At 68.2% G+C, this 24,115-nt stretch carries 19 protein-coding genes; 10 read left to right on the top strand and 9 right to left on the bottom strand.

Annotated features, from left to right (window positions below):
• The first annotated feature begins 118 nt into the window (after window positions 1–118).
• The gene (locus tag AC5P7I_RS07080; RefSeq protein WP_046429737.1) at window positions 119–1,000 is read left to right on the top strand and encodes a helix-turn-helix domain-containing protein; all 882 of its coding nucleotides are present in this window, start codon (window positions 119–121) and stop codon (window positions 998–1,000) included.
• Window positions 1,001–1,060: 60 nt separating this feature from the next.
• Entirely contained in the window at window positions 1,061–3,304 is a 2,244-nt protein-coding gene (gene parC / locus AC5P7I_RS07075; RefSeq protein ID WP_053496133.1) for a DNA topoisomerase IV subunit A, read from the top strand.
• Window positions 3,305–3,623: 319 nt separating this feature from the next.
• On the opposite strand, the gene bfr is transcribed toward parC, so the two are convergent.
• On the bottom strand, window positions 3,624–4,112 hold the full coding sequence (gene bfr, locus AC5P7I_RS07070) for a bacterioferritin (RefSeq protein ID WP_005408763.1): 489 nt from the start codon (window positions 4,110–4,112) through the stop codon (window positions 3,624–3,626).
• Window positions 4,113–4,235: 123 nt separating this feature from the next.
• On the opposite strand from bfr, the gene AC5P7I_RS07065 reads away from it, so the two are divergent.
• Complete coding sequence (locus tag AC5P7I_RS07065) at window positions 4,236–6,563, top strand: penicillin acylase family protein (RefSeq protein ID WP_046429734.1); 2,328 nt, start codon at window positions 4,236–4,238, stop codon at window positions 6,561–6,563.
• Window positions 6,564–6,645: 82 nt separating this feature from the next.
• On the opposite strand, the gene AC5P7I_RS07060 is transcribed toward AC5P7I_RS07065, so the two are convergent.
• Together AC5P7I_RS07060 and asnB are read right to left on the bottom strand one after the other, a co-directional pair.
• On the bottom strand, window positions 6,646–8,034 hold the full coding sequence (locus AC5P7I_RS07060; protein WP_262088416.1) for a cation:proton antiporter domain-containing protein: 1,389 nt from the start codon (window positions 8,032–8,034) through the stop codon (window positions 6,646–6,648).
• 101 nt (window positions 8,035–8,135) lie between these two features.
• On the bottom strand, window positions 8,136–9,827 hold the full coding sequence (gene asnB / locus AC5P7I_RS07055; protein ID WP_164076954.1) for an asparagine synthase B: 1,692 nt from the start codon (window positions 9,825–9,827) through the stop codon (window positions 8,136–8,138).
• Between the two features lie 338 nt (window positions 9,828–10,165).
• On the opposite strand from asnB, the gene AC5P7I_RS07050 reads away from it, so the two are divergent.
• A complete protein-coding gene (locus AC5P7I_RS07050) occupies window positions 10,166–11,044 on the top strand; it encodes an SEL1-like repeat protein (RefSeq protein ID WP_164076955.1) in 879 nt (292 codons plus the stop codon).
• 120 nt (window positions 11,045–11,164) lie between these two features.
• On the opposite strand, the gene dapE is transcribed toward AC5P7I_RS07050, so the two are convergent.
• From dapE to map, 6 genes are read right to left on the bottom strand one after another with little or no spacing between them, the layout of a single operon-like run.
• On the bottom strand, window positions 11,165–12,292 hold the full coding sequence (dapE, locus tag AC5P7I_RS07045; RefSeq protein ID WP_069117346.1) for a succinyl-diaminopimelate desuccinylase: 1,128 nt from the start codon (window positions 12,290–12,292) through the stop codon (window positions 11,165–11,167).
• A complete protein-coding gene (locus AC5P7I_RS07040; RefSeq protein WP_197602840.1) occupies window positions 12,289–12,660 on the bottom strand; it encodes a Spx/MgsR family RNA polymerase-binding regulatory protein in 372 nt (123 codons plus the stop codon). The genes dapE and AC5P7I_RS07040 overlap by 4 nt, the downstream gene beginning before the upstream one ends.
• A 31-nt stretch (window positions 12,661–12,691) precedes the next feature.
• A complete protein-coding gene (locus AC5P7I_RS07035) occupies window positions 12,692–13,558 on the bottom strand; it encodes a hypothetical protein (RefSeq protein WP_262088415.1) in 867 nt (288 codons plus the stop codon).
• Window positions 13,559–13,560: 2 nt separating this feature from the next.
• Window positions 13,561–14,640, bottom strand: a complete 1,080-nt coding sequence (gene dapD, locus AC5P7I_RS07030) for a 2,3,4,5-tetrahydropyridine-2,6-dicarboxylate N-succinyltransferase (protein ID WP_164076957.1) — start codon at window positions 14,638–14,640, stop codon at window positions 13,561–13,563.
• Window positions 14,640–17,249, bottom strand: coding sequence for a [protein-PII] uridylyltransferase (locus tag AC5P7I_RS07025; protein ID WP_445978323.1), 2,610 nt, complete (start codon window positions 17,247–17,249; stop codon window positions 14,640–14,642). Before AC5P7I_RS07025 ends, dapD begins: the two co-directional genes overlap by 1 nt.
• 20 nt (window positions 17,250–17,269) lie before the next feature.
• Window positions 17,270–18,055 carry a type I methionyl aminopeptidase gene (gene map / locus AC5P7I_RS07020; RefSeq protein ID WP_005412748.1) on the bottom strand — a complete coding sequence of 262 codons (786 nt, stop codon included), beginning with the start codon at window positions 18,053–18,055 and terminating at the stop codon, window positions 17,270–17,272.
• 230 nt (window positions 18,056–18,285) lie between these two features.
• Here map and AC5P7I_RS07015 point away from each other — a divergent pair, with 230 nt between their 5' ends.
• The 6 genes from AC5P7I_RS07015 to AC5P7I_RS06990 all read left to right on the top strand — a co-directional run bounded on the left by AC5P7I_RS07015 (window position 18,286) and on the right by AC5P7I_RS06990 (window position 24,042).
• On the top strand, window positions 18,286–18,816 hold the full coding sequence (locus AC5P7I_RS07015) for a Csu type fimbrial protein (protein ID WP_032956855.1): 531 nt from the start codon (window positions 18,286–18,288) through the stop codon (window positions 18,814–18,816).
• Entirely contained in the window at window positions 18,816–19,565 is a 750-nt protein-coding gene (locus AC5P7I_RS07010) for a fimbrial biogenesis chaperone (RefSeq protein WP_049403820.1), read from the top strand. Before AC5P7I_RS07015 ends, AC5P7I_RS07010 begins: the two co-directional genes overlap by 1 nt.
• Before the next feature lie 7 nt (window positions 19,566–19,572).
• Window positions 19,573–21,942 (top strand): fimbria/pilus outer membrane usher protein, encoded by a 2,370-nt coding sequence (locus AC5P7I_RS07005; protein WP_262088414.1) that lies wholly within the window; start codon window positions 19,573–19,575, stop codon window positions 21,940–21,942.
• A complete protein-coding gene (locus tag AC5P7I_RS07000; protein WP_262088413.1) occupies window positions 21,939–22,976 on the top strand; it encodes a Csu type fimbrial protein in 1,038 nt (345 codons plus the stop codon). Before AC5P7I_RS07005 ends, AC5P7I_RS07000 begins: the two co-directional genes overlap by 4 nt.
• 152 nt (window positions 22,977–23,128) lie before the next feature.
• The gene (locus AC5P7I_RS06995) at window positions 23,129–23,344 is read left to right on the top strand and encodes a hypothetical protein (protein ID WP_032956850.1); all 216 of its coding nucleotides are present in this window, start codon (window positions 23,129–23,131) and stop codon (window positions 23,342–23,344) included.
• Entirely contained in the window at window positions 23,344–24,042 is a 699-nt protein-coding gene (locus tag AC5P7I_RS06990; protein ID WP_049403809.1) for a fimbrial biogenesis chaperone, read from the top strand. Before AC5P7I_RS06995 ends, AC5P7I_RS06990 begins: the two co-directional genes overlap by 1 nt.
• The last annotated feature ends 73 nt before the right edge of the window (window positions 24,043–24,115 follow it).

Below are 24,115 nucleotides of genomic sequence, written 5' to 3'. Positions count from 1 at the left end.
CATCGAATGCTGTGTTGCAGCAGCGGGCTCGATCAGTGAAGGCGCCTACCTTAATGATCTGGTCAGGTGGCCCGGTAGTACAATCCAGCCAATGGATGTCACATTTCAGCCAGCGGACATGATGAACAAGGCAGAAATTCAGGTTCCCAAACGCCTACTCAGAGATGAGGCACTGGACTGGTTCGAGCGCAACGACGGCCCGCCGGTCATCGCCTTCCGCTTCGACAGCCAGCAGGGCCTGGCCCGCGAGGTCGACTGGCACCACCACCAGCGTGCCCAGTTGATCTGCGTCGAACGCGGCCTGCTGACCACCCGCACCTCGCATGGCACGTGGTCGCTGGCGCCGGGCTCGGCCGGCTGGATGCCGCCGCTGGAACCGCACACCGTCACCCTCGACGGCCCGTTGCGCGGCTGGGGCATGGCACTGGCTGCACCGGCCTGCGCCACCCTGCCCGCCGACCCCTGCGTGCTGGGCCTGTCCAAGCTGGCGCAGGCGCTGGCCGACCGCATCTGCGAATGGCCGCTCGGCCATGACACCACGCCCGAGCGCCAGCACATCATCGACGTGCTGCTGGACGAGATCCGCACCGCGCCGCGCCAGCGCATGCACCTGCCGATGCCGCACGACCGGCGCCTGCTGAAGATCGCCTCGCAGTTGCTGGCCGACCCCTCCGACGAACGCAGCCTGGCCGAATGGGCGCATTGGGCCGGTCTGTCACCGCGCAGCCTGACCCGTCACTTCCGCGACGAGACCACGCTCAGCTTCGCCCAGTGGCGGCAGCAGGCGCGCCTGTCAGAGGCCCTGCGCCAGCTGACCGACGGCCGCAGCGTGGCCGACATCGCCCACGCGCTGGGCTTCAGCAGCGCCAGCGCGTTCGTTACCGTGTTCCGCCGCCACTTCGGGCTGCCGCCCGGTCGCTACCTGGCACGGGCCGGGCACGGCCTGGAAACCGGGCTGGACCCTGCGCGCGGCTTGGCATCCCCCGCCGCATCCGGATAATCACAGGATTGCGAGCGGCGACCGCCGTCGCCGCCTCCCGACAACAGGTAACAACGCCGCATGACCGAACTTGCCCGCCCCGTGTTCCACGGATTCGAACAACTGCCGCTGCGCGAGTACGCCGAACGCGCCTACCTCGACTACTCGATGTATGTGGTCCTGGACCGCGCCCTGCCGTTCATCGGCGACGGCCTGAAGCCGGTGCAGCGCCGCATCATCTATTCGATGAGCGAGCTGGGCCTGAATGCCGCGTCCAAACCGAAGAAGTCCGCGCGCACCGTCGGTGACGTCATCGGTAAGTACCACCCGCACGGCGACAGCGCGTGCTACGAGGCCCTGGTGCTGATGGCACAGCCGTTCTCGTACCGCTATCCGCTGATCGAGGGCCAGGGCAACTTCGGCTCCAGCGACGACCCGAAGTCGTTCGCGGCGATGCGTTACACCGAATCCAAGCTGACCCCGATCGCCGAAGTGCTGCTGGGCGAACTGGGCCAGGGCACCACCGACTGGGCACCGAACTTCGACGGCACTCTGCAGGAGCCGACCTGGATGCCGGCACGGCTGCCGCACCTGCTGCTCAACGGCACCACCGGCATCGCCGTGGGCATGGCCACCGACGTGCCGCCGCACAATCTCAACGAGATCGTCAGCGCACTGCTGCACCTGCTGGACCACCCCGATGCCAGCGTGCGCGACCTGTGCGAGCACGTGCAGGGCCCGGACTATCCGTCCAGCGCCGAGATCATCACCTCGGCCAACGACCTGCGGAACATCTACGAGACCGGCAACGGCAGCGTGCGTGCACGTGCGACCTTCACCAAGGAGGCCAACAACATCGTGGTGACGGCGCTGCCGTTCCAGGTGTCGCCGTCGAAGGTGATCGAGCAGATCGCCGCGCAGATGCGCGCCAAGAAGCTGCCGTGGCTGGAGGACATCCGCGACGAATCCGACCACGCCAACCCGGTGCGCGTGGTGCTGGTGCCACGTTCCAACCGCGTCGACGCGGACCAGCTGATGGGCCACCTGTTCGCGACCACGGACCTGGAGCGCAGCTACCGCGTCAACCTCAACGTGATCGGGCTGGACGGCCGTCCGCAGGTGAAGAACCTGAAGATGCTGCTCAGCGAATGGCTGACCTTCCGCAGCAACACCGTCACCCGCCGCCTGCAGCACCGCCTGCAGAAGGTCGAGCGCCGCCTGCACCTGCTGGAAGGCCTGCTGGTCGCCTTCCTCAACCTGGACGAGGTGATCCACATCATCCGTACCGAGGACGAACCGAAGGGCGCGCTGATCGCGCGCTTCGGCCTGTCCGAGGAACAGGCCGAGTACATCCTGGAAACCAAGCTGAAGCAGCTGGCCCGCCTGGAAGAGATGAAGATCCGTGGCGAGCAGGACGAGCTGGCCAAGGAGCGCGAGAAGATCCTCGGCATCCTCGACAGCAAGGCCAAGCTGAAGAAGCTGATCCGCGACGAACTGACCGCCGACGCCAGGAAGTTCGGCGACGCACGCCGCTCGCCGCTGGTGCAGCGCCAGGCCGCGCAGGCCATCGACGAGACCGAGCTGGTGCCGAGCGAGCCGATGACCGTGGTGCTGTCGGAGAAGGGCTGGATCCGAGCGGCCAAGGGCCACGACGTCGATGCGTCCGCCCTGTCCTACCGCGACGGCGACGCCCTGCAGGGCGCAGTGCGTGCGCGCAGCACCCAGCAGGTCGCGTTCCTCGACAGCGAAGGCCGCGCCTACTCGACGCCGGTGCATACCCTGCCCTCCGCGCGTGGCAATGGTGAGCCGCTGACCGGCCGCTTCTCGCCGGCTCCCGGTACCAGCTTCGTGACCTTGGCCAGTGCCGAGCCGGATGCCCGCTTCGTGCTGGCCTCCAGTCATGGCTATGGCTTCGTCACCCGCTTCGAGAACCTGATCGGCCGCAACAAGGCCGGCAAGGCGATGCTGAACCTGTCGTCCGGCTCGTCGGTGCTCACCCCGTCGATGGTCGCCAACGTGGCCACCGACCGCATCGTGGCGGTGACCAGCTCCGGCAACCTGCTGGCGATCGCCGCCAACGACCTGCCGGAACTGGACAAGGGCAAGGGCAACAAGATCATCGAGATCCCGAAGGCCAAGCTCGCCACCGAACGCGTGGTCGCCATCGTGGCGATCAGCCCGGGGCAGACCCTGCAGGTGCGCAGCGGCCAGCGCACCATGGGCCTGAAGTTCAACGAGCTCGACGCCTACCTCGGCGCCCGTGCCACCCGCGGCCACCTGCTGCCGCGCGGCTGGCAGAAGGTGGAAGGGCTGTCGGTCGAATAAGAGGTACGGGGGTCGGATCCCTTTCCATGGGAAAGGGCTCTGACCCCAGGCACGAAAAAGCCGGGGCATTCCCCGGCTTTTTCGTTGTCGGCTGGCGGGCGGTGGAGCGGCTGGCGGGCGAAGGCTGGCTGGCGGTGCTCCGGTGCTGGCGGGCGACAGAACGCTGTGCTGCTGGTGGAGCCGACCGCTGGTCGGCTGCTTTTGGCTCCTGGTAGGGCCGACCGCTGGTCGGCTGCTTTCTGCAGAGCAGCCGACCAGCGGTCGGCTCTACCAGAAGGCAGCCGAGCATTGGCTCGGCTCTACAAAAAACGATGCCCGCTCAGTGCGCCGGGGCGCCGTTGCCGTCGATCTTGCTCAGCTGGTACAGCTCCAGGCCGATGCGCTTGATCAGGCCCAGCTGCTGCTCCAGCCACCAGGCGTGGTCTTCCTCGGTGTCCTTCAGCTGCGCCAGCAGGATGTCGCGGCTCACGTAATCGCCCTTCTCCTCGCACAGCTTCATGCCGGCGGCGAGATTGTTCCGAACGGCGTATTCAGTATCGAGATCCTTCTGCAGCATCTCCTCCACGGTCTTGCCCGGCTCGGTGGCATGCGGGCGCATGTCCGGGTCGCCACCCAGGAACAGGATCCGGCGCAGCAGCGCATCGGCATGCTGGGTTTCCTCTTCCATCTCGTGGTTCAGGCGCTCGTACAGCGCGAACAGGCCCTGGTCCTCGTAGCGGCGGGAATGGATGAAGTACTGGTCGCGCGCAGCAAGCTCGCCGCGCAGCAGTTCCTTCAGGCAGGCGATGACGTCCGGGTTGCCTTTCATGGGGGGCTCCTGTGAATCGATGCGGCATAGGGTGCCGCATTTCAAAATACGGTGATCTAATCGGAATCAGTCGCAGTTGCGCCTGCGGCTACAATCGGCCCACGAGTTCGGAAAGGACGTGCGATGCGACGTACATGGCGTTGGGTGCTGGGCGTGTTGATCGCCATTGTGCTGGTCACCGCACTGGTGCTGTGGCTGCTGCTGCGCGGCAGCCTGGCCGACCTGGACGGCGAGCATGCGCTGCCGGGGCTGGCCAAGCCGGTCACCATCGAGCGCGATGGGCTGGGCGTGGTCACCATCACTGCCGGCAGCCAGGCCGACGCGATGCGTGCGCTCGGCCGCGTACACGCGCAGGAACGTTATTTCGAGATGGACCTGATGCGCCGCAGTGCCGCTGGCGAGCTGTCGGCGCTGTTCGGGCCGAAGGCCATCGACGCCGACAAGCGCATGCGCGTGCACCGGCTGCGTGCACGCACCGAGGCGAATCTGCAGGCCGCACTGGGCGACAACGGCACGGCCGTGCGCGCCTACGTGGATGGCGTCAACGAAGGCCTGGCCGATCTCTCCGTGCGCCCATGGGCCTACCTGCTGCTGCGGCAATCACCACAACCGTGGCAGGCCAGCGACAGCGTGCTGACCGGGCTGGCCATGTATGCCGACCTGCAGGACCCCGGCAACCAGACCGAGCTTGCGCTCAGCCGCATCCGCGCAGTGGTGCCGCCGGCGCTGTACGCGCTGATCGCCCACGACGGCACCGAATGGGATGCGCCGCTGTTTGGCGAACCCACCGGCAACGCCGCCCTGCCCGATGCCAGCCAGCTGGACCTGCGCACATTGAAGGGAAAAACGGGCACTGAGCAGGAAGAGGGCGACGTCATCGGCAGCAACAACTTCGCGGTGGCCGGGGCGCTTACCGCCGACGGCCGCGCCATCGTTGCCGACGACATGCACCTGGGCCTGCGTGCACCCGGCCTGTGGTTCCGCGTGCGCCTGCGCTACCCCGACCCACAGGCCGCCGGCGGCCAGGTCGATGTCACCGGCTTCTCCCTGCCGGGCCTGCCGGCGGTGATCGTCGGCAGCAACGGGCACGTCGCCTGGGGCTTCACCAACAGCTACATCGACACGGCGGACTATCGCACGGAACCGGCCAACGCCGCCGTGACCGTGCACGAAGAGCGCATCGCCGTGGCCGGCCAGGCCGACGTGCTGTTCGCGGTGCGCGAAACCGACTGGGGGCCGATCCTGCATACCCATGCCGATGGCAGTGGCGACGCCCTGCGCTGGGTCGCACACCTGCCCGGTGCCGTACGCCTGGATTTCGCTGACCTGGCCCGCGCCGGTGACCTCGACGGTGCACTGCACTTCGCCGACCGTGCCGGCATCCCCGCACAGAACCTGGTGGTCGGTGATCGCAGCGGGCGCATTGCCTGGCGCCTGATCGGCGCTCGCCCGGACCGCGGCCCCGGCTGTGCACCGGCCGGCTTCAATGCCGCCAGCAACCAGGGCTGCGCGCCGTGGCCGATCCGCAGCGATGCCTCGCCGGCATTGATCGATCCCCCCAACCATCGCCTGTGGACCGCCAATGGACGCGTCCTCGACGGCGAGGCACTCGCCAGCGTCGGCAACGGCGGCTATGACCTGGGTGCGCGGGCGCGGCAGATCCGCGACCTGCTGGCGATCCAGGAGCGCTTCGACGAGCACGACCTGCTGGCGATCCAGCTCGACGACCGCGCGGTGTTCCTGCAGCGCTGGTGGGCTCTGCTGCACGACGTCATCGAACGCAGTGACGACCCTGCGCTGAAGCGTTTGAAGGAGGCCAGCCATCAATGGGGCGGGCGCGCCTCGGCCAGTTCGGTCAGCTACCGGGTGGTGCGTGAATTCCGCACGCAGGTCATGGCCACGCTGTCCGATGCACTGCTGGCCCCGGCCAACGCGCAGCTGGGCGATGCCTACCTGGACCCACGCCTGGCACAGCTGGAAGGCGTGGCCTGGCCGATGCTGGAACAGCGCCCGGCCAACCTGCTGCCACCGGCCTTCGACAGCTGGGATGCGCTGCTGATCGACGCCGCCCGCCGTACCGAGGGTGAGCTGGCCAAGCAGGGGCCGCTGGCCAAGCGCAGCTGGGGTGAACGCAATACCGCGGCGATCTGCCACCCCATCGCACGGGCGCTGCCGGACATCGCCAAGCGCTGGCTGTGCATGCCCGCCGACCGCCTGCCCGGCGACCGGGACATGCCGCGCGTGCAGACGCCGAACTTCGGCGCCTCCGAGCGCATGGTGGTCTCGCCCGGCCACGAGGCCGACGGCATCGTGCACATGCCCGGCGGCCAGAGCGGCCATCCGCTGTCACCGTACTGGGGTGCCGGCCACGAGGACTGGGTGCATGGGCGCCCGACACCGTTCCTGCCGGGCAAGACGCAGCACGTGATGACACTGGTGCCAGCGCGGTAGTGCCGGCCGCTGGCCGGCATCCATGCAGGTGTGTCCAGCATCACCAGGTTGCCGGCCAGCGGCCGGCACTACCGTTCAACGTTCAGGCCCTGCGCCGTTCGATCAGGTTCAGCAGCGGCCCGGTCATCGCCGTGGTCACCAGTGCCATGATCACCAGCACCGCGAACAGGCGGTCACCGAGCAGGCCCAGCTCATACCCCAGGTTGAGCACGATCAGCTCCATCAGGCCGCGGGTGTTCATCAGCGCGCCCAGCCGCCACGCTTCGCGCCTGGGCATGCCGGCACTGCGCGCGGCACTGAAGGTGCCCAGCAGCTTGCCCGTCGTGGCCACCGCGATCACCACCACGCACAGCACGATGTCGCTGGCCTGCAGCGCATCGGCGCGCATGCGCAGCCCGGTCATGGCGAAGAACAACGGCAGCAGCAGCGTGACCGCGAACGGCTCGACACGTGCCATCAGCAGGTCACGCAGCTGCGCGTTCGACGATACCGCGACACCCGCAGCGAACGCGCCGAACAGCGCGTGGATGCCCAGCATCTCGGTGACCAGCGCACTGCCCAGCGACAGCAGCAGGATGCCGAGCAGCCAGCGCCCCTCGCGGCCCGGCGCAATCTGCCGGCGCGCGAACCACGGCTTCACCAGCCCCAGCATCAGCGCCACGAACGCGACCACGCACACCAGGTTGAGGCTGGCCGGCAACCAGCCGCTGGCCTGGGCGGCAGCCACGATCAGCGCCAGCAGGCACCACGCGGTGGCATCGCCCAAGGCAGCGCAGGCGATCGCGGTCTGCCCCAGCGGCGTCTGTGTGATCCCGCGGTCGGCCAGGATGCGCAGCAGCACGGGGAAGGCCGTGATGCTCATCGAGATGCCTACGAAAAGTGCGAATGCGGTGAAGCCCACACCCTGTGGGCCGTGCTGCGGATACAGCCAGATCGCCAAGGCGACGCCGAGCACGAACGGCACTGCAATGCCGGCATGGCTGACGGTAAAGGCGAAACGCCGGCGGCCACGCAGCGCCGCCAGGTCCAGTTCGGCACCGGCCACCAGCAGGAACATCAGCACGCCCAGCTGGCTGAGCATGCCCAGCGGGCCCAGCGAACTGGCCGGGAACAGCGCACCATGCAGCTGCGGCAGCAGGCTGCCAAGCACCAGCGGCCCCATCATCAGGCCAGCGGCCATTTCGCCGATCACCGCCGGCTGTCCCATGCGCTTGAGCAGCGCCCCCGCGCCCTTGGCCACCAGCAGCAGTACCAGCAGCTGCAGCAGGAACAGGCCCAGCGGAGACGCCAGATGCTGCACCCAGCCGCCTTCGGCGGCGACGGAGGCACGGGCAACCGCCTCGGGCGCCGCCGGCCCGGCATACCGCGCCAGCAGCACGCCAGCCAGCAACGGAACCCCGGCCCAGGCCAGGTAGCGCCATCCCCATTTCGTGTGCGGCGCGTTGCCGCCTGCCTGTACGTCCATGAACATTCCCCAATGTGCAGGGGGCGATCATACAAAAAGGGGACGGAGGGGATTAAGGCGTTAATGGCACAAACGACTTAATCCCCTCCGTCCCCTTTTTGGGGTGCTTAGGCCAGTGCCTGCTCGTGCACGCCGGCGATCGCGCGACCGGAGGGATCTGCCGCCGCGGCGAAGCTGGCGTCCCAGGCGATGGCCGCGGGCGACGAACAGGCGATCGACTTGCCTCCCGGCACGGTCTCGGCCGCTGCCCGGCTCGGGAAGAACTGCTCGAACAGGTGGCGGTAGTAGTACGCCTCCTTGGTCTGCGGCGGGTTGTGCGGGAAGCGCTTGTCGGCGGCCGCCAGTACACGGTCGCTCACCTGCGCCTCGGCATGTGCCTTCAGCCCATCGATCCAGCCATAGCCCACGCCATCGCTGAACTGTTCCTTCTGCCGCCACAGGATGCTGTCCGGCAGGTAGCCGTCGAACGCCTCGCGCAACACGGCCTTCTCGATACGGCGGCCGCCAAAACCGGCACCGACCATCTTGTGTGCGGCATCGAAGCGCATCGCCACATCGAGGAACTCACGGTCCAGGAACGGCACGCGCGGCTCCACGCCCCAGGCCATCATCGACTTGTTGGCGCGCAGGCAGTCGTAGTTGTGCAGGGCGTCGAGCTTGCGTACCAGCTCGTCGTGGAATTGACGCGCATCCGGTGCCTTGTGGAAGTACAGGTAGCCACCGAAGATCTCGTCGCTGCCCTCGCCGGAGAGCACCATTTTCACGCCCATCGCCTTGATCCGCCGCGCCAGCAGGAACATCGGCGTCGATGCGCGGATGGTGGTGACGTCGTAGGTCTCGATGTGGCGGATCACCTCCGGCAGCGCATCGAGGCCTTCCTCGAACGTGTACTCGAAACCGTGATGCACGGTGCCCAGCGCTTCGGCGGCGATCGCTGCGGCGGCCAGATCGGGCGAGCCCTTCAAGCCGATCGCGAACGAGTGCAGGCGCGGCCACCAGGCTTCGGTCTGTCCCCCATCCTCGATGCGACGACGTGCATAGCGCGCGGCCACCGCCGCCACCAGCGACGAGTCCAGGCCACCGGACAGCAGCACGCCATAAGGCACATCGCTCATCAGCTGGCGCTCCACCGCATGCTCGAACGCCTGGCGCAGTTCAGCCAGATCGGCCCGGCGGCCCTGCACGTCGGCGTAGTCGCGCCACGGTTGCTGGTAGTAGCGCACCAGCTCACCGCTGGCACTGTCGAAATAGTGGCCCGGCGGGAACTGCGCGACATCGGCACAGGTATCGACCAGCGCCTTCATTTCCGAGGCCACGCGCAAGCGCCCCTGGGCATCGTGGCCCCAGTACAGCGGCACCACGCCCACCGGGTCGCGCGCCACCAGCACGCGTCCACTGTCACGGTCCCACAGCGCGAAGGCGAAGATGCCGTTGAGCTGTTCCAGCCACTGCGTCGGCGCGCCGCCCTGGCGGTAGAGCGCGTTTATCACCTCGCAGTCCGAGCCGGTCTGGAAGTCGTAGGTGGTGGTCAGCGCCGCCTTCAACGCCTGGTGGTTGTAGATCTCGCCGTTCACCGCCAGCGCCAGCTGGCCATCGGCCGACAGCAGCGGCTGCGAACCACCGGCCGGATCGACGATGGCCAGCCGTTCATGGACCAGCAGCGCACCTTCGTCGAGGTACACGCCGCTCCAGTCCGGGCCACGGTGGCGCTGGCGTTGCGACAGTTCCAGCGCGTGGCGGCGCAGGGTGGGAAGATCGTCACCGGCCTGCAGGCCGAAGATTCCGAAGATCGAACACATGGGGGAGCTCCTGTTGGGGAATTTCACGGGTGGGAAGGTGTTCGACCGGCCATCCAGGCCCGGGCAGGCTGCGCCCGGGCACAAAAAAACCCGCATCGGCTGATGCGGGTTTTCTGGTGTCCGGGCGTGTGTTGCTGTCTATCTACCCAGGTCGCAGTCCCGCATCGGCCGCGCACGATTATTCGCGCGCAGATTATTGCGGTTGTTGTTATTGACGGCGGTGGCCAGGCGGATCGACATGGCATCGACCCTACCCCGCTTTCCGGCGCAGCGCAACCGTTGCGTTGGCAACCACTCCCCGGCGCGCATAATGGCGCGCCGTGAAACGTGTAATGGAAATGCAACACCGCACTGGACGCAACGTGGCGCTGGCCGCCCTGCTCTGCCTGGGCCTGGTCGCCTGCCAGACCCTGCCCCCACCGTCGCCCCTGCCGCCGGCCCAGCTGCAGGGCCTGGAACAACGCGGCACCGACGGCAGCTTCGAAGGTGCCTTTGACACTGCGCAAACCTTCGAGCGCTTCAACGATCCACGCGCCATCGCCTACTACGAGCGTGCCGCCGCGGTCACACCCTGGACCTTCCACAACACCAAGGCGGAAGAAGCACTGGGCAGGATCTGGATCTCCGGCACGCTGCGGCATGCCGACAGCCCCCACATCAATCCGGCGCCGGTGCTGCGTGCGTCCTGGCGACGCGGAGAACGCGCCTACCTGGCGGCGGCCTACCACGGCAATCCCTATGCGTTCTACGAACTCGCCAAGGCCTATCGTCAGCGAGGCGACGCGCAACAGGCGCTGCGCTGGGACCTGCGCGGAATGATCTACGAGCGCTACCCGAGTTCATCGTCACGGCTACCGGATGCGGTGGCCGCACAGGATGGCACCGTGCATCCACTGGTTGCGCAGATCCAGCGCCGCGCCGAGCGTGGCGATGCCGAAGCGCAGGTAGACCTGGGCGCGCTGCTGGAAAAGGGCATGGGACTGCCGCGCGATCCCGCACGTGCGCTGCAGCTGTACCAGCGTGCCGGCGAGAAGGGCAATGTGTTCGGCCAGTACTTCGCCGGACTGCTGCTGGGCCGCGGTGCACCGGGCGTGGAGAAGGACACCGACGCAGCCGCACGCTGGTTCGCCCGGGCCGAGGCGCAGCGCTTCTACATGGCGGCGCCGAGCTACTGGGAAAAAGCGATCAAGCCGCCATTCTTCATTTTTTCTGAGTAGAGCCGAGCCATGCTCGGCTGGGCATTCCCTGCAGAAGCAGCCGAGCATGGCTCGGCCCTACAGGAAAGCAATGCCGGCGAAAGGCGTGCCGACCAACGGTCGGCACCCAGCGTCGCAGGTTCACGCCAGCAGCCGCTCCACCAGCCGCTGGTACAGCCCCGGCAATGCCTCCAGATCGGCCACGCGCACGTTCTCGTCCACCTGGTGGATGCTGGCGTTGACCGGCCCCACTTCGATGCACTGCGCGCCCAAGGGCGCGATGAAGCGGGCATCGGAGGTGCCGCCGCCGGTGCTTTCTTCCGGTGCACGGCCGATGTGCTCGGCCAGCACCGCACGCGCGGTGGCGCGCAGCGTGCCCTCCGGGGTGTAGAACGGCTCGCCGCTGCGGTGCCACTTCAGCGTGTACTGCAGGCCATGCCGTTCCAGCAGCGCGGTGATCTCCGCTTCCAGCTTCGGTGCGTCCCAGTGCGGGTTGTAGCGGATGTTGAAATCCACCTCGAGCTCGCCGGGAATCACGTTGTTGGCACCAGTACCGGCATGGATGTTGGAGACCTGCAGGCTGGTCGGCGGGAAACTTTCGTAGCCGTCATCCCAGCGCCGCGCACTCAGCTCGGCCAGGGCCGGCGCCGCCTGGTGGATCGGGTTGCGTGCCTTCTCCGGATACGCCACGTGGCCCTGCACGCCCTGCACGCGCAGCTTGGCCGACAGGCTGCCGCGACGCCCCACGCGCAGCAGGTCACCCAGCGTCGCAGTCGAGGACGGCTCGCCGGTGATGCACCAGTCGATGCGCTGGCCGCGTTCGGCGAACAGGCGTGCGACGTGGCGCACGCCATCGATGGCGTCGCCTTCCTCGTCGCTGGTCAGCAGCACCGCCAGCGTGCCGGGATGATCAGGATGCGCGGCAACGAACTGCTCGGCGGCTACCACGAACGCCGCCACGCTGCCCTTCATGTCGGCGGTGCCACGGCCGTACAGCACGCCGTCACGGATCTGCGGCATGAACGGGTCGCTGGCCCAGGCCTCACGCGGGCCCGTCGGCACCACGTCGGTATGGCCCAGCAGCACCAGTACCGGCGCGCCCTGGCCGTGGGTCGCCCACAGGTTGTCGACCTCACCCAGCCGCAGGTGATCGCACTGGAACCCGGCCTGCTTCAGGCGTGCCGCCAGCAGCGCCTGGCAACCGGCATCATCGGGCGTCACCGAGGGCCGCGCGATCAGCTCGCAGGTCAGGTCGAGCACCGCGCTCATGCGTCACCCACGCCGAAGCGGGCCTTGAAGCCGTTGTCGCTGAAGCCCTGGCTGACCGTGCCATCGGCCGTGACCACCAGCGGGCGCTTGATCAGCTGCGGGTACTCGCGCAGCAGCAGCTTCCATTCGGCCTCGGAATCGGCGGCCTTGCGGTTGTCCGGCAGCTGCCGCCAGGTGGTGGAGGACCTGTTGACCATCGCGGCCAGGCCACCCAGCTGCGCGGCCCACGCCAGCAGCATTTCCGGGCTGGGTTTGTTGTCGCGGTAGTCGACGAAGGTGTACGGCACGCCGAAGCGGTCCAGCCACTTGGTCGCCTTCTTGCAGGTATCGCAGTTCTTCAAACCGTAGACAGTGGTGCTCATGGCCATCTGTGATGCTGGAAAACAGAGGGCCAGAATCTCACAACAGGCGCTCGGACACGACCCGGAAAGGTACTCTTGGCAGCTGGAAGGCCAGCCCCTCGTGCAGCGCCACGCCCATCGCCTGCAGGCGCGGGCACTGCTGTTCGCCTTCCAGCTGCAGCGGTTGCAGCTGCGCGATGTCCACCGGCAGAGCAATGCGGGTGCTGGCCCAGCGCTGGTCGCAGGTGCGGGCGATGGCCTCGTCCTGGCAGGTCAGCAAGCGCAGCAGGGCCTGGTAGCCGCCGAAGGCCGCCGCCCACCCGGCATCGTCCCAGCCCGCAGCGCCCTGCCACTGCAGGTGCAGCGCCGGCGCACTGCCCTGCCCGCCCTCGATCAGGGTGTACCCACCGCCATCGGCGCGCACCACGTGCGCGAAGCGCACCGACAGATGCGGCTGCATGGCATCGCTGAAAGCGCGCGCGCCGGCGACGAAGGCCAGCTGGTCCATCACGTTGCGATCAAACAGCACCACCGGCGTCCCGTCCCGATCGCCGTCACGACGCAGGTACCAGCGCCAGTTGCTCTGCCGGGGAGACGGCATCAGCGAGCGCAGCGGCCCGGCCAGCGCGGGCCCGAAGTGGCCGTGCCGGTAGCTGAGGATGGTGTAGGGCGTGCGTCCGGCATGGACCACGTAGTGATGGCCTGGTGGTGGCATCGGCGCTTGGCGTACGTCGACCCACCAGCTCACGTAGACCACGTCGCGCACATCGCTTAGCAGCGCCGGCATCGGCCAGCGCCGCGACAGCGCGCGGCGCAGCCTGGTCCAGCGTAGAGCGTGCAGCAGGCGCGGCAGCATCCGCCCGAACAGGGTGTCGGACGGATGCTGGTAGATCGCGGACTGCGCCAGATCCTCCGGCGCCGTCATCTTCAGTCAGCCAGGCCGCGCAGCAGGTCGTTGACGCTGGTCTTGCTGCGGGTCTTGGCATCAACCTGCTTGACGATCACCGCGCAATACAGCGAATGGGTACCGTCCTTGCTCGGCAGCGAGCCGGACACCACCACGCTGTACGGCGGAATGTAGCCGTAGGTGACCTCGCCGGTGGCACGGTTGTAGATGCGGGTGCTCTGGCTGAGGAACACGCCCATGCCGATCACGCTGTGGTGGCCGACCACCACGCCTTCCACCACTTCCGAACGCGCACCGATGAAGCAGTGGTCCTCGATGATGGTCGGGCTGGCCTGCAGCGGCTCCAGCACGCCACCGATGCCGGCGCCGCCGGACAGATGGCAGTGCTGGCCGATCTGCGCGCAGGAACCGACGGTGGCCCAGGTGTCGACCATGGTGCCTTCGCCGACATGGGCGCCGATGTTGGTGAAGCTCGGCATCAGCACCACGTCCTTGCCGAAGTAGGTACCGCGGCGGGCGATCGCGCCTGGCACCACGCGCACGCCACCACGGCGGAACTTCGCTTCGTCATAGCCGGCGAAGCGCGATTCGACCTTGTCCCAGAACGGCGCCGGGCGTGCATCGACCACCGCCATGTCGTTGACGCGGAAATACAGCAGCACGGCTTTCTTCAGCCACTCATTGACCTTCCAGCCGCCCTGGCCGTCCGGCTCGGCGACGCGGAACTCACCGCTCTCCAGGCCGTCGATCACGCGGTTGACCAGCGGCTTGGTCGACCCTTCCAGCTCGTGCAGGGTCAAGGTGGCGCGGCGCTCGAAGGCGCTCTCGATGCCGAACTTGAGTTCTTCCACGCCTGGTGCCGACGGCTTGCGCAGCGACTTGCGGGCGATGGTTTCGGCGCGGACGGCTTCGGCGCTCCTGGCCGGGGCCGGCTTCTTCACAGCACGCTTCACTGCAGCCGTTTTCTTCGCCGGGGCCTTCGCCGCAGCGGCCTTCTTCGGCGCAGGAGTCTTCTTCGCGGCCGGTGCGGCAGCAGCGGGTTTCCGGGCCGCTGCGCTCTTGGGGGTCGCGGCGGTCTTCTTGGCGGGCTTGGTGGCCATCAGGCGGGGTCTCCGGCGTTTCGATCAGGGTCCAGGCAGGCCAGCATCGCGTCATGCAGCTGCTGCCGGGCAGGTTCAGTCAGGGGGAGGTCGTGTTCGTCACTGATCACGAAGGTGTCTTCGGCGCGTTCGCCGAACGTGGCAATGCGCGCATCATGCACGCGCAGGCCCTGGTTGCGCAGCACGAACGCCACATCGGCCAGCAGGCCGGGACGGTCGGGTGCGACCAGGGCAAATCGGGTTGCGCCCGGTTCATCGCGGAACTCGATGCGCGGGGCGAAGCGGAAGTGCCGCAGCTGCCGCGGTACCACCCGGCGCGACGGCCGCAGGCGCGACAGGTCACCGCTGAGTGCCTCGCGCAGTGCCGCTTCCAGGTTGGCACTGCTGCCATCGGCAAAGGTGTCGGCCGGGTTCACTTCGAAGGTATCGAAGATGGTGTCGGCCGGACCGTCCAGCACGCGCGCGCGATGGATGCCGTAGCCCTTGCGGTCCAGGGTCATCACGATCGCGGCAAACAGGCCATCACGGTCGGGCGAGTGCACGAACACTTCCAGCGCCGGGTCGTCGACGCTGATCCGGCGCACCTTCACCAGCGCCTGGCCCTGCTTCACCGGCACCAGTGCGGCGGCCTGCCAGGCCAGCTGCTCGGGGCGCAGGCGGATGAAGCCCTCATCCGGCATCACCGCGAACTGGCGGTCGATGGTGGCATCGTCGTAACCCTGCTCGCGCACCAGTGCGCGCACACTGTCACGTGCCTCGGCCACGCGCTCGGCGGCCGGTACCGGGTGCTCCAGCCCCTCGCGCAGCGCGCGCCGGGTGGCAAAGTACAGATCGGCCAGCAGGCGGTCCTTCCAGGCATTCCACAGTTTCGGGCTGGTGCCGGCGATGTCGGCACAGGTCAGCAGGTACAGGTAATCCAGGCGGTCGCGGCTGCCGACCAGGGTGGCGAAGCGATGGATCACCACCGGATCGGCGATGTCCTGCTTCTGCGCGGTCACCGACATGCGCAGGTGCTGTTCGACCAGCCATGCCACCAGCTCGGTATCGGTGCCACTGAGCGCATGCGCCTGGCAGAACGCGCGCGCGTCCACCGCGCCCAGCTCCGAGTGGTCGCCGCCGCGGCCCTTGGCGATGTCATGGAACAGGCCGGCCAGCAGCAGCAGTTCCGGCTTGCGCAGGCGCGGCCACACTTCGTGCGCGATCGAGAAGCGCTCGTCGGCGCGGCTGCTGGCGAACTGGCCGATGTTGCGCAGGACCATCAGCGTGTGCTGGTCGACCGTATAGACATGGAACAGGTCGAACTGCATGCGCCCGCTGACCTGGGCAAACGCGGGAATCCACTGGCCAAGCACGCCCAGCCGCGCCATGCGCGAAAGCGTATCGACCGGACGCTGGCCGCGCAGCAGGGCCAGGAACTGCTCGCGTGCATCGGCATCGGCCTGGTCATAGGCCGGCAGCAGCGGCAGCGACTCGGCCAGTGCACGCGCAGTGAGCGAATGCAGGCCGCGTACCTGCGGGTTGTTGGCCCAGCTGGAAAACAGGGCGAACACCTGGCCGATGTCGCCGCGCGGCCAGTCGGCCTCGTTGGCGGCCAGGTAACCACGGCGCAGGGAAAAACCCACGGTCAGCGGCTCCGGCTGGGCCTCGCCGTCGAACTGCTCCTCGAAGCGCTGCAGCAGCCGGTCGCTGATCCGGCGCACCACCAGCGCGGCGCGGTAGAAGCCCTGCATCATCTTCTCGACGCCGAGGTTCTCGGCATCGTCTTCGAAGCCCAGCCGCGCGGCCAGGGTCTTCTGGTAATCGAAACGCAGGCGCTCTTCCGGACGGCGCGCGACCAGGTGCAGGCCGAAGCGCAACCGCGCCAGCACTGCACGTTCGCGCTTCAACGCCGCGGCTTCGTCGGCGCCCAGGTGGCCGAGCCCGACCAGGGCCTCCAGGTCGCGCACGCCGAAGGCACGCAACGCCATCCAGCCCAGCGTATTGAGATCACGCAGGCCACCGGGGCCATCCTTCAGGTCCGGCTCCAGGTTGTCGGCGGTATCGCCGAAGCGCTGGTGGCGGTTGCGCAGCTCTTCCAGCTTGGCCAGGAAGAAGGCGCGTGCCGGCCACAGTTCGCGGTCGTCGATCGCCTCGCGCAGCGCGCGGCGCGCAGCATCATCGGCCAGGATCGGGCGCGCCTCGATCAGCGCGGTCAGCACGGTCTGGTCAGCCGCCGCCTCCCGGCACTGCAATGCAGAACGCACCGCATGGCTGACAGCCAATCCGCAGTCCCACAGCAGCGCGAACAGGCGCGCCAATGCCGCCTCGTGCGCCAGTTGTGCCGGCGGATCGCCGAACACCAGCAGGTCGATGTCCGAACGCGGGAACAGTTCACCGCGGCCATAGCCGCCGACCGCGAACAGCGACAGGCCGCTGTCGGCCGGCAGGCAGCGCTGCCAGGCCAGGCGGATCAGATGGTCGGCAGCGCGCGCGCGCAACGCCAGCAGGCGCTCGATGTTGTCGCCCTGGTCGAAGCGGCGGTACAGGCGCGCGTCGGCCTGCTGCAGCGCCTGGCGCGCGGCAGCAGCCCAATCCGGGTCGTTGAGCGACGCGGCCGGCGTGTCCAGCAGCGAACTCGCCGGCAGCATCTTCAGGAAACCTGCGACTCGCCTGGCGACAGGGTCAGCACGTCCACGCCGGTCTCGGTGACCGCGATCATGTGCTCCCACTGCGCCGACAGCTTGCGGTCCTTGGTCACCACGGTCCAGCCATCCGGCAGCACCTTGTTGTAGCGGGTGCCCTCGTTGATCATCGGCTCGATGGTGAAGGTCATGCCGGGCTGCAGCACCAGGCCCTGGCCCGGGCGGCCGTAATGCACCACCTGCGGCTCGTCGTGGTAGACCTTGCCGATGCCGTGGCCGCAGTACTCGCGCACCACGCTGAAACGCTCGCCTTCGGCGTAGCTCTGGATGGCATGGCCGATGTCGCCCAGGGTGGCGCCCGGACGCACCGCACGGATGCCGCGCCACATCGCTTCGTAAGTGGTTTCCACCAGGCGGCGGGCCATCACCGACGGGGTGCCGACGAAGTACATGCGGCTGGTGTCGCCGTGCCAGCCGTCCTTGATGACGGTGACGTCGATATTGATGATGTCGCCATCCTTGAGCACCTTCCCTTCACTGGGGATGCCGTGGCAGATGACATTGTTGACCGAGGTGCACACGGTCTTCGGGAAGCCGCGGTAGCCGACGTTGGCCGGAATGGCACCCTGCACGTTCACGATGTGGTCGTGGCAGATGCGGTCCAGTTCCTCGGTGGTGACACCGGGCTTGACGTGGGGGGTGACGATGTCGAGCACTTCGCTGGCCAGGCGGCCGGCGATGCGCATCATCTCGATTTCCTGCGGGGTTTTCAGATTCACGCTCATGGCACCCATTATCGCCGATCCGGCCGCAATCTGAACGAACGCCGCCCAACTGGCGATCCGGGCCATGCACGATTCCGGCAAGGAAAGTGAAAGCGTGATGGCCTCCACTCTTGCGCCTGCCTATTTATCACGGATTACAGACACTTACGCCTCCTAAGCTGGACCCACTGTCGTCAAAGCGGAGCCGAACGTGCCGTCTTCGCCTTGTTCAACGGACCTTCGGGTCAGGGAGGTTGTCCATGCGATCCCCAGTTCGATCCCCGCTGACATGGGTCATGGCCGGGCTGCTGCTTTCCAGCCCGGCGCTGGCCGCCGACACCACCACCTTCAACGTCACCCTGGTGGTCACCAAGGCCTGCACCATCACGGCGGCGGCCGCCACCAACGTCGACTTCGGCACGGCGGCCTCGACCACCGCCACGCCCACCCTGGGCCAGGGTACGGTGACCGCGCAGTGCTCGGCACTGACGCCCTACACGATTGCGCTGAACGCGGGCGCCAACGCCGGCACCGCCAACGACGTCACCACCCGGCGCATGAAGAACACCAATGCCGCGGTGACCGCCAACAACTATGTCGGCTACCAGCTCTACCAGGATGCCGCACATACCCTGGTCTGGGGCGCCACAACCGGCACCAATACCCAGGCCGGCATCGGCACTGGCTTGGCCGTGCCCTACATCGTCTATGGCCAGATCCTGAACCTGAGCACCAACAACCCGGCCACCGGTAACTACCTGGATACGGTTACCGCCACGATCACCTATTGATGGAGCACGCCCGCATGGCCGGACCCCGCCCGTGGCGCGCCACCGGCGTGGCGCTGCTCGCCCTGTACCTGCTGGCCCCCGCCGGTGCCGGCGCCACCAGCCTGCAGGTCGCCCCGACCAGCCTGCAGCTGGAAGCCCGCCAGCGTGCCGGCGAGCTGTGGCTGACCAACAGCGGCACCTCACCGGTGACGCTGCAGGTGCGCGTGTTCCGCTGGGTGCAGCAGGACGGCCAGGAACAGCTGCTGCCCACCGATGAAGTGATGGCCACGCCGCCGATGCAGGAACTGGCCGCCGGCCAGCAGCAGCTGGTGCGGGTGATGCGTCCGGACAGCGAGCCACCGCCTGCACAGCGGCACTACCGGCTGATCGTGGACGAGGTACCCGACCTGGCCACCCGTGCCGAGGGCATGCAGTTCGTGCTGCGCTATTCGATCCCGGTATTCGTGCAGCCTTCGGCCGGCCGCCTGGCCCCACGGCTGCAGGCGCACCTGGTGAAACTGGCGGACGGCCGCAATGGCGTGGAAGTCGCCAATACGGGCGACAGCTACGCACAGATCGCCGATCTTGCGCTGGGCAGCGCCGCGCGCCCGCGCATTGTCCATCCCGGGCTGCTGGGCTACGTGCTGCCGGGCCAGGTGATGCGCTGGCCGATCGAACGCACGGCGATCGACCGCGACAACGACCAGATCACGGCCAAGCTCAATGGCGAGTCGGAACAGACGCCACTGTCGCCCCCACCGGCTCGCTGAGGCGTTGATGGGCGCGCTGTTGGCGGCCCTGGCTCCCGCGGCGACCGAGGCCGCCGATGTGTCCGGCGTGGCGGCCGTTGATGTATCCGGCGTGTCGGCCGATGCCATCCTGCCTCCCCCGACCCCGCTGACCGCCAGCCAGGCGCTGTACCTGGATGTGTCGCTCAACAGCACCCCGCGCGGCCTGCTGCCATTCACCGAGAACCGCGGCCGGCTGCAGGCCAGCCCCGAAGTGCTGCGCCAGCTTGGCTTCAACGCCAGCGGCGATGCGCCGGTCTACCTGGACCAGATCAGCGGTGCGGTGGTGCGCTATGACGCGCACATGCAGACCCTGGCACTGGACGTGCCGCTGGACCAGCTCATCCTGCCCACCACCGTGCTCAGCCGCCCGCAGACGCGCGCGCCCACCGGCAGTGCCTCGCCCGGCGCGCTGCTCAACTACGACGTCTACGCCAGCCGGGTGGACACGCTCAGCAACCTCAGCCTGAGCGCGGAGCTGCGCGTGTTCGGTATCGGCAACGGCACCTTCGAAAACACCGCCATCAGCCGCCGCTACCAGCAACCCGGCGACCGCCATTGGCGCGGCGAGAGCGTGCGCCTGGACACACGCTGGAGCCTGGATTTCCCGGACAGTGCAACCACGCTGGAGGTCGGTGACTTCTACAGCGGCTTCGTCGACTGGACCCGCCCGGTTCGCCTGGGCGGCCTGCAGATCGGCCGCAACTACGGCCTGCAGCCCTACCGCGTGCTCACGCCCACGCCCAGCTTCCTCGGCCAGGCGGTGGTGCCCTCCACGGTCGAGTTGTATGTCGATGGCCTGCGCCAGTACAGCGGCCAGGTGCCGGTCGGGCCCTTCCAGCTGGCGGCGCAGCCCGGCATCAGCGGCACCGGTAACGCGCAGGTGGTGGTGACCGATGCGTTCGGCCGCATGCAGACGCTGGATTTCAGTTTCTATGGCACCCAGCAGCTGCTGGCCAGGGGCCTTTCGGACTGGTCGGCCGGCGTCGGCCACCTGCGCGAGGACTTTGGCCAGCGCTCCTTCGCCTATGACGATCGCACGGTGGCCAGTGCCAGCTGGCGCGGCGGTGTCACCGACACGTTCACCGGCGAGGCGCATGCCGAAGGCGGCGGCGGCCTGGCCCAGGCCGGTGTCGGTGGCTGGTGGCTGCTCGGCGCCGCTGGCGTGTTCAATGCCGCCTATGCGCACAGCGGCTACCACGGCCTGCAGGGTGGGCAATGGGCACTGGGCTACAGCTGGAACAACCGTCGCTTCAACGTCAATCTGCGCAGCGTACGCAGCCATGGCGATTACCGCGACCTCGGCGCACTGCAGGGCAACCTGCCGCCGAGCATCAGCGAGCAGGCCACGCTCGGCCTGGACCTGCTGCGGCTGGGCACGCTCAGCGCCAGCTATCTGCGCCTGCGCTACCCGGATGGAGACGACAACCGCTATGCCAGCCTGTTCTGGTCACGTACCTGGAGCCAGCGCTGGTCGGCCTATCTTTCGGTAAACCAGAACCTGGACCGCAGCGACGACCGCAGCATCTACCTGTCGGTGACTGCCAGCCTGGGCAACAACCGCCAGGCCAGCCTTTCGAGCCAGCGCAACGGCGACAGCCAGAGCTGGGTGGCGGACGTGACCCAGCCAGTGCCGGGCGATGGCAGCGCCGGCGGCGTCGGCTGGCGCGCGCAGCTGCGCCACGGCGAGGACGGCAACGGCGGCCTGGCCGAGGTCGGCATCCTCAACGATGTCGGTCGCTACTCGTTCGGCGCCTCGCGCCAGGGTGGACTCAACTATGCCTACGCCAGCGCCAGCGGCAGCCTGGTGTGGATGGGCGGGCACACCTTCGCCACGCGCGAGGTGTCCGATGCGTTCGCGGTGATCAGCACCAATGGGGTGGGCGGCGTCCCGGTGCGGCTGGAGAACCGCCTGATCGGCGTCACCGATGATCGCGGCCTGCTGCTGGTCAGTCCGTTGCTGTCCTGGCAGCGCAACCGGGTCTCGATCGACACCCTGGACCTGCCCGAAGACATGCGCGCCGACCGCATCGAGGACTGGGTGACCCCGCGCCAGCGCGCCGGCACCCGCGTGACCTTCCAGCTGCGCTCGCGGCCGTCACTGAGCCTGACCCTGCTGGCAATGGACGGCCAGCCTCTGGAGGTCGGCAGCGAGGTGCGGTTGCCCGATGGCCGCCAGGCCACGGTCGGCTACGACGGCCTGCTCTATCTGGAAGACGTTGCCGCCGGCAGCGTGCTGTACGCCACCACCAGCCGCGGCCCCTGCCGCGTGAAAGTGCCGGACCTGCCCAAGGTGGTGGCGTCCGGCGCACGGCCGAAGCCGGCGCCGCAGCAGTGCATCCCGGAGGTGGCGCCATGAGGGTGCTGCTGCTCGTCCTGCTGCTCTGCGCCGGCCTGCTGGCAGCGGCGCCCGCCGGTGCCACCGCGGTCTGCACGGCGGTCGCCAATCCGACCCTGCCGTTCGGCAACATCAACAGCAATGCACCCGGCCCGAGTACGGCCAACCTCAACATCACGGTGACCTGCACCACCGCCGCGCTGAGCCTGCTGGCCACCACCGGCGTGCGCGTCTGCGTGGGCATCGGCGCAGGCAGTGGCGGCGGCAGCAGTTCCACCTTCCGCACGATGGTCACCTCCAGCAGTGACACCCTGAATTTCCAGCTGTACAACAACGCCAGCTTCGGCCAGGTCACCGGACTGGTGCCGCGCGGCACGCCACCTGCGCAGGAACTGACCATGACCTACAACGTGCCGCTGGTGACGGGCGGCAGCGGTGCGCAGTCCATACAGCTGTTCGGGCAGATCCCGGCCAACCAGATCCTGGCCTCCGGCGCGTACAGCAGCACCTTCAGCGGGGCCAACGTGGTCCTGACCTGGGCCTGGAACGAAGTCCTGCTCGGTACCGCCACCGTGCCCGCCACCTGCAATGGCGGCGCCACCGGCACCAACAGCGCCAGTGCAGCCTTCAGCTTCACCGCCACCGCCAACGTGCTGCCGCAATGTGGCAGCTACGTCACCACCACCATGGACTTCGGCAACGTCACCGGCGGCATTCCGGCCAACATCGACCGGACCGCCACCCTCACCCTGACCTGCCTGAAGAACACTGCCTTCCAGGTCGGCCTCAACAACGGCCAGAACAATCCCACCGCCACCACCACCCGGCGCATGGCCACCACCCTCGGCGGAAGCACCTATTACCTCGCCTACGAGCTCTACCGGGACTCGGCGCGGAGCCTGCGCTGGGGCAATACCCTGACCGTCGACACGGCCAGCGGCACCGGTACCGGCAGCGCGCAGCAATTGACCATCCATGGCCGGGTGCCACCGGTCAGCGGCCAGCCGCCGGCCGGCACCTACAACGACCTGGTGACGGTGACGATCACCTACTGACCGGCGTGCCGACCAACGGTCGGCACCCACCGGACGAAGGCCGTGCCGAGCGCCGGCTCGGCGCTACAGTTCCGGCACATCCCGCCGATACCGCGCAGCAAGTCTTTCAGCATGGTGGATGGCAGGTGGTTCGCACATTCCTGATCGGGGCGATGCTGGTCGCCAGCCTGCCGGCATGGGCCGAACCCAGCAGCCCCCTGCAGATCCGGCTGACCGTGGTTGAATCCTGCAGCGACGATGGCGGCGGCATCCGCTGCCCGGCACCGCACCAGCGCAGTGACGCACCCCAGGCGCCGCGCCAGGTCCGCGAGCTCGCACCACCGGCGACGGACGGGAACGCAACACCCTCCGTGACCCTCATCTACTGATGCGCGCGTTGCTGATCCTGCTGGCACTGCTGCTGGCACTGCCTGCCGCAGCGCTGGAGCTGTTGCCGACCACCCTGCAGCTGCCGGCCCAGGGCGGCAGCGCCGAACTGTGGTTGCACAACCCCGGGCCCGGCCGCTGGCAGGGCCAGGTGCAGGTGCTGGCGTGGGATCAGCAGCTGGACGCCGAACGACTGCACCCCAGCGACCAGATCCGGGTCAGCCCGGCGCGGCTGGACCTGGCCCCCGGCAGCACCCAGCGCGTCTGGCTGTTGCCAGGCGATCCGCCAGCGGCGGCCGCTGAACAGGCCTATCGGGTCGTACTGGCACCGACGTTGCCGGGGTTGCCGCGCTATTCGCTGCCGCTGTTCCGCGGCCCAGCGGGGCCAGCACTGCAGGCCCGGCTGCTGGGCCGCGTCGAGGCCCACGGGTCTCTGGCCGTACTGCGACTCAGCAATGCCGGTACCCTGCACGGCCGCCTGCACGATCTGCGCTTCATCACGGCGGACGGCCAGGCAACGCTGCTGACGGCTGGCCTGGCCGGCTACATTCTGGCGGGCCATGAACGCCGCTGGCCCCTGCCTGCCCGCGCCGATGGCTATGCAGGCGGCCGCTTCCAGGCACGCCTGCAGGACGGCCGCGAGGTCGATCTGGCCGCAACTGACCCTGCAATTGCAGCAAGCGCCCCCAGCGGGCTATAATCGACCGGATTCCTGCCGCCAGCGTGCGCGCGAACCCGTCCACACCGGACGTCACCGGTGAATCCACACCTGC

Source organism: Stenotrophomonas sp. YJH_SMC_138, assembly GCF_059369855.1.
Note: the sequence above shows the minus strand (reverse complement) of the source record. Positions and strands in the feature narration are given on the sequence as shown.